At 42.0% G+C, this 5,548-nt stretch carries 9 protein-coding genes; 4 read left to right on the forward strand and 5 right to left on the reverse strand.

Going from position 1 to position 5,548, the window contains the following annotated elements:
- A partial coding sequence (locus tag EI161_RS13145; protein WP_192528726.1) for an IS1 family transposase occupies nucleotides 1-140 on the forward strand: 140 nt, incomplete at its 5' end.
- Nucleotides 141-154: 14 nt separating this feature from the next.
- Here the strand turns inward: EI161_RS13145 and EI161_RS13150 are convergent.
- Together EI161_RS13150 and EI161_RS13155 are read right to left on the reverse strand one after the other, a co-directional pair.
- Nucleotides 155-766 (reverse strand): TonB-dependent receptor plug domain-containing protein, encoded by a 612-nt coding sequence (locus EI161_RS13150; protein ID WP_318779372.1) that lies wholly within the window; start codon nucleotides 764-766, stop codon nucleotides 155-157.
- A 138-nt stretch (nucleotides 767-904) separates the two neighbouring features.
- Nucleotides 905-1,678 carry a hypothetical protein gene (locus EI161_RS13155; RefSeq protein WP_192523514.1) on the reverse strand — a complete coding sequence of 258 codons (774 nt, stop codon included), beginning with the start codon at nucleotides 1,676-1,678 and terminating at the stop codon, nucleotides 905-907.
- Between the two features lie 261 nt (nucleotides 1,679-1,939).
- On the opposite strand from EI161_RS13155, the gene EI161_RS13160 reads away from it, so the two are divergent.
- Nucleotides 1,940-2,299 (forward strand): hypothetical protein, encoded by a 360-nt coding sequence (locus tag EI161_RS13160; protein ID WP_192529751.1) that lies wholly within the window; start codon nucleotides 1,940-1,942, stop codon nucleotides 2,297-2,299.
- A gap of 104 nt (nucleotides 2,300-2,403) precedes the next feature.
- Here EI161_RS13160 and EI161_RS13165 read toward each other — a convergent pair whose 3' ends face one another.
- A complete protein-coding gene (locus EI161_RS13165; protein ID WP_192529752.1) occupies nucleotides 2,404-2,646 on the reverse strand; it encodes a hypothetical protein in 243 nt (80 codons plus the stop codon).
- A gap of 142 nt (nucleotides 2,647-2,788) precedes the next feature.
- The gene (gene ppiC / locus EI161_RS13170) at nucleotides 2,789-3,067 is read right to left on the reverse strand and encodes a peptidylprolyl isomerase PpiC (RefSeq protein ID WP_192529753.1); all 279 of its coding nucleotides are present in this window, start codon (nucleotides 3,065-3,067) and stop codon (nucleotides 2,789-2,791) included.
- A 582-nt stretch (nucleotides 3,068-3,649) separates the two neighbouring features.
- On the opposite strand from ppiC, the gene EI161_RS13175 reads away from it, so the two are divergent.
- Complete coding sequence (locus EI161_RS13175; RefSeq protein ID WP_192529754.1) at nucleotides 3,650-4,135, forward strand: MarR family winged helix-turn-helix transcriptional regulator; 486 nt, start codon at nucleotides 3,650-3,652, stop codon at nucleotides 4,133-4,135.
- A gap of 42 nt (nucleotides 4,136-4,177) precedes the next feature.
- Nucleotides 4,178-5,374, forward strand: coding sequence for an FAD-dependent oxidoreductase (locus EI161_RS13180; RefSeq protein WP_192529755.1), 1,197 nt, complete (start codon nucleotides 4,178-4,180; stop codon nucleotides 5,372-5,374).
- A 34-nt stretch (nucleotides 5,375-5,408) separates the two neighbouring features.
- Here EI161_RS13180 and EI161_RS13185 read toward each other — a convergent pair.
- Nucleotides 5,409-5,548 (reverse strand): IS1 family transposase (locus EI161_RS13185; RefSeq protein ID WP_192528726.1); only part of this gene is annotated, 140 nt, incomplete at its 5' end.

The following is a 5,548-nucleotide window of genomic DNA, read 5'->3' on the forward strand; positions in this document are numbered from 1 at the left end:
GTATAGAGGGTAATAACTGTCGCCTTAGACACCGATTAAGACGAGCGGTTAGAAAGACTTGTTGCTTCTCAAAAAAGCTTGATAATCATTTTAAAGTGTTTGATTTGGTGTTCTTTTACATCAATTATGGCTACGTCTGATGCCAGCATACTTTTTAGAACACCACCAGAATTTGATCTCCATCGGCTTTACCGCGCTTTCGAACCAGGTTCACAACACCGCCCATCTCTGACGCTGAATTAAACAAACCAGAAGGTCCGCGCATGACCTCCACTCGGTCGAATGCGGCTAAATTAGGCAAGGTGCCATTGATACTTGCCATGGGAGATGCGAGCCCATCGATACTGTATTGGTCATACTCATAACCACGAGAGTAAATAGACGAGCGCCCATCATCATTTTGCAGAACTCGTAAGCCTGTCGTGCGTTTGGCAATTTGATCTAAGGTATCAAGATTTAAGTCATCAATCTTTGCTTGGGTGATCACACTGATAGACTGTGGAATATTTTCTAGATAATCTGGTATCTTGGTGCCGACCGTCGCGACATTGGCATTATATAAATCATTGTCTTCACTCGGATCAATGGCATATAAAGGGTTTGCGGTAACGACAATTGTATCTAATGTGGTGCTAGGCTCTGAATCAGCATTATCTTGTAATTCAGCAGCAGTCGCTGGTACTGACATAAAGAGTAACGATAAAACAGAATAGCATAGCGGAGATAGTCGGAAATGCGAGGATTGATTTGAGGTATTATTAACCACGTGAGAATTCCTTAAAGCCATAGTAGATAACCCATTGGGTTTGTTAGTGGTTTTAAAAACAGATAACGATTAAACGGAAACGACTCTAGCTTCATCTAGTGAAGTCAGAGCCTGTTCTTACCAGTTAGCACTCAACAACTAGAATCCTCTAGCATTATCACTAGTCGCAGTATAAAAGATATTAAAAGCACTATTAGCGCCAGTTTTTATGACTTTACCATCTACTGTTGCACTGGCTTCGAAATTAACACCACCACCTGCACTTTCACCGCTAGCAATGTTAGGTAAGGTCAAAGAGTGTACGACCACTTTTTTATTGGTAACTGGTATATTTGCTTTGGTTATTTTGGTACCACGTGGTTTGACCACTTCGCCCTCTGCAACGACTGTTGATAAATCGTCATAAATGATATCGAAATTTAATAATTGTGCCTGATCAAGTTTTGCTTGACCATTGACAACAGGGATACCAACAAGAGTTTTGCTGCCACGATGGATCATGCGATTATCGATAACTTTACCATTATCTAGCTTTCTGCCTTCTGCAGCCACTGAGTTAGTTCGAACCATCAACATCACTTTATAGCCTGGTACTGCAACTTTACCTTTTCCATCAAAAATATCAGCGACCAATTCTGGTACATTTTTCGCTTTATTGATGACTACTCGAGCAGAGTTTTCAGAAACGGGATAGTCTTTGCCGTCAATCGTTAAATAACGGGTATCAGCATAGTTACTTTGAGTTTTCATGAGACCCGTGGTGACAGCATTAGAGGTAGATACAGGCGTTGCGCTAGACGATGACATCGTATTTTGACAGCCTGCAACCCCTAAAGATAATAGTGCAATAGATAAAATAGAAACTTTAGACAATAGGTTTTTGCTGAAACATGACTGAGTTGAACGTGACATAATTTAATCTCATAAGAAGGATTTTTGTGAAATACAGAACCACTAGAAAGCAATATTATTGATAACGATTATCATATGCATTATTATTACTATATTTTAACTGATTGTCAATCATTATCAGTGATATAAACTGCATTTGTTAATCCTCTTACAGCTTCAATATAAGCAACGCTATGTCTAAGGCTTTTTTCAATAAATTAAATATAATAAAGGATAAGTATGTCAAGATTTCAGGGAAGCCTTGCAATTATAACGATAACTATGGCAGGAATAATAATGTCACCAAGCTATGCTAAACCTGACTTGACCAAGACAGTAGATATGAGCTTATTGCATGCCAAAGATACCGGGTATCGTTTCGTATATCATACTTTCAGTGCACCTGCACCAGAACTACCCTCCTCTAGCGTAACCAATTTACAGTCAAAAATGCTGCAAGCCTATGCAAAACCTCGCCATTATCAAGTGTGGTTAGCTATTCCTGAGCAGACAACCGATCATCTACTCTCTAACAATTCTGTAAAAACTCCTAGTAAAGTGCTTTATATGCTTGATGGCAATGCGGCTATTGATGATTTAGACAAAGATATCTGGTGGTGTATCAAAAAGTATGCTGCTTAAAATCTGAACAATTTTTAATGCTTTGTAAACCTTGCAAAACCAGAGAAAGAAACACGGATCTTTTATGAGGTTTTCCCGCTAGCATACTTTTTAGAACACTACCACTATTTTTTATTTAACTCAAAAATCAAATCAACAATTAGCAGTAAATGCATGACATATTTCATCAGTGATGATGATGCATGGCTAGCTTCGTTATTAGCAGTGTTGATTATATGTTCTTCTTTAGGGTTAATTACCGATAATGAATAACCACTATAATAGTCATAATTAATAAGGTTCTTTGATAGTTGACGATAATCAGCTTTAAATTCCTTCATTATTCCTATCTGTTTTTCTTCATTCATTATTTTCTGATGTTTTAACTCTCCTTTTTAGGTTTATTATATGTGGCCTTTTAGCGAACAGATAAAGAAAAAACAAATATTAACGATCAGAAAAGCCAGGCAGCTTAGGTTGCCTGGCTTTAGTGCTTATCAAATCTAATTCTTACGTTCTGTAAAGGACTTTGACCACATGCCAGCCAAATTTAGTTTTTACCAAATGTGGGGTGAAAAGTTCGCCATTGAAGCAGACTTTATCAAACGCTGATACCATTTGGCCTTTTTTAAACTCCCCTAAGTTGCCACCTTTTTTACCTGATGGGCAGGTCGAATGTTTCTTAGCCAGCACATCAAACTGAGCGCCTTTTTTAAGCTTGGCAATAATGTCATCAGCCAGTTCTTTGTCTTTTACTAAAATGTGTAATGCGCTAGCTGTACGAGCCATAAGGTAACCCTTTAATAAAATATCGATTATCGGGGAATTATATCACTACTTACCTTGTTTGCTAACCTTGCTTGTATGCTCTACTTGATCAAAAGTCATTATCTACATAGGCGCTATCCTTTGGAGGAGAATCGGTGCCTTTTGAGTATCGCTACCACTACAAAATAGGCTATATAAGGCTACAGTAATTCATTACTTCAAAGAGAGCTGGATTGGCGTTAATGACATTAAACTGGCAACCTTTAAATGGGTATCACTTCGAGCACAGTTCTCGTCTTGCAAAGTTAAATCGATAATTAATCAATTTTTAACGCTTCTCAGGTTCAATAAAACCCGTTTTCATAGCACGATTGGCTATGTACTACCCTTTGATGTTGAAAAACAGTATTGTGATAGTTTAATCCTGTCAGGCATTGCAGTCCGACTCTATTAAATCAGCCTCTGATAAAGTCGGGGCGGTTCACTTTCAAAGTAAGTGTCTTTATCGTGCTGTTAGCAACATATGAGTATTTCTTAGAGGAATACCTTGTCATCAGTAGAAAACTACCTTATAGTTGCTACTAACAACCATAAGGAATAGCCATGCCTATTGATACATTAACCCGCGATGCTGAAGACCTTTATGAAGCCTTAAATGAGCTCATTCGGGTCTACCAGTTTCGTGATCGTGGCCATATCTGCAGTTATGATGTATCCGTAGCTCAATGCTATGCGTTAGAAACCTTGGTCAAGCGCGGACCGCTACGACTGCAATCGCTCGCTGCAGACATGTATCTGGATAAGAGTACTACCAGCCGGGTTGTTAATGCGTTGGAGCGTAAGGGTTATGTCGTTCGCGTTGAGGATGCGGATGATCGTCGAGCTATTCGAGTTCAGTCAACGGAATCAGGACTGGAACTCTACCAAGTTATTCGAGCTGACTTGATAGCCGAGGAGCGCGCCATGATTGAAACCCTCGCACCTGAATTGCGCCAAGCTTCATTAACATTATTAAGGCAACTGGCAAGGGCTGCCGAGGAACGGTACGGTGTGCGAGCTAATAAGTTATTCGAACCAGATACAGACTAGCAGCAACGCTATTTTTATTTATATCGATATCAGGAGTATTGCATGAATCAAACCACTCATCCCGTAGTAATTATTGGCGCGGGCCCTATTGGACTTGCTGCCGCCGCTCATTTGCTAAGTCGGGGGCTTACCCCCATGGTACTGGAAGCAGGTGCCAAAGCCGGATCGAGCATTAACCAATGGCGCCATGTTAGGATGTTTTCTCCGTGGAGCTTTAATATCGATAAAGAGGCGGCACTGTTATTGACCGCTAATGGCTGGACAGCGCCGCAACCGGATGTGTACCCTACTGGGCAAGAGCTACTGGATCAATACTTGGAGCCATTGTCTAAATTACCGCAAATCAAGCCGTGCCTACACTTAAATAGCCGCGTCTTGGCAGTAAGTAAGGCGGAGCACGACGTCATGAAAACGCAAGGACGTAATGGCTCACCATTTTTATTGCGTGTTAGCGGGCCCAATGGCGAGCGTGATGTATTGGCCAGTTCGGTGATTGATGCGTCTGGAACCTACACTACCCCCAACTGGATGGGTGCCAACGGTGTGCCGGCCTTGGGTGAGCAGCAAAGTCATGAGCATATCACTTACGGCATTCCCGATGTATTAGGTAGCGCGCGTAAACGCTATAGCGGCCGGCGTGTTTTGGTGGTCGGTGGCGGGCACTCTGCCTTCAATGCCCTGCAAGACTTGGTTACGCTGGCAGATACGGCGCCTGATACCCGTGTGCTTTGGGCGGTAAGAGGGACTTCTTTAGGGTGTATGCTGGCGGGAGGAGAAAACGATCAGCTGGAACAGCGAGGCAAGTTGGTCTTAAAAGTACGCCAGCTCTTGGACGATGGTGCCATTGAGCTGCATCAAGGTATTCGAATTAATAATATTATTCGCTCCCCCGAAGGCCTCGTCGTGCAGGGTAAAGAACAAGCTTTGCCACCGATAGATGAAATCATCGTTGCCACTGGCTTTCGACCCAATCTACAACTACTTTCCGAGTTACGCCTTGCGCTTGATCCGGCGACGGGCAGCCCTGTTAAGCTAGCACCTTTGATTGACCCAAACGAGCACAGTTGCGGTTCTGTACCTGCACACGGTGCCGAGGAGTTGGCACATCCCGATAAAAACGTGTTCATTGTGGGTATGAAAAGCTATGGCAGAGCGCCAACATTCTTAATGAAGACCGGTTACGAGCAGCTGCGTTCGGTAACGGACGCCTTGACTGAGAACTTGCTTGTTGCTTCGTAAATACTCAGGTGGTGTTCTAAAAAGTATGCTGGCATCAGACGTAGCCATAATTGATGTAAAAGAACACCAAATCAAACACTTTAAAATGATTATCAAGCTTTTTTGAGAAGCAACAAGTCTTTCTAACCGCTCGTCTTAATCGGTGTCTAAGGCGACAGTTATTACCCTCTATAC

The sequence above is a fragment of the Psychrobacter sp. FME5 genome, from assembly GCF_014861375.1.
Classification (GTDB): Bacteria; Pseudomonadota; Gammaproteobacteria; order Pseudomonadales; family Moraxellaceae; genus Psychrobacter.

Coding starts and splice junctions, on each gene's coding strand:
- EI161_RS13175 (WP_192529754.1), top strand. CDS start 3,650: ATGCCTATTGATACATTAACCCGCGATGCTGAAGACCTTTATGAAGCC.
- ppiC (WP_192529753.1), bottom strand. CDS start 3,067: ATGGCTCGTACAGCTAGCGCATTACACATTTTAGTAAAAGACAAAGAA.
- EI161_RS13160 (WP_192529751.1), top strand. CDS start 1,940: ATGGCAGGAATAATAATGTCACCAAGCTATGCTAAACCTGACTTGACC.
- EI161_RS13180 (WP_192529755.1), top strand. CDS start 4,178: ATGAATCAAACCACTCATCCCGTAGTAATTATTGGCGCGGGCCCTATT.
- EI161_RS13155 (WP_192523514.1), bottom strand. CDS start 1,678: ATGTCACGTTCAACTCAGTCATGTTTCAGCAAAAACCTATTGTCTAAA.
- EI161_RS13165 (WP_192529752.1), bottom strand. CDS start 2,646: ATGAATGAAGAAAAACAGATAGGAATAATGAAGGAATTTAAAGCTGAT.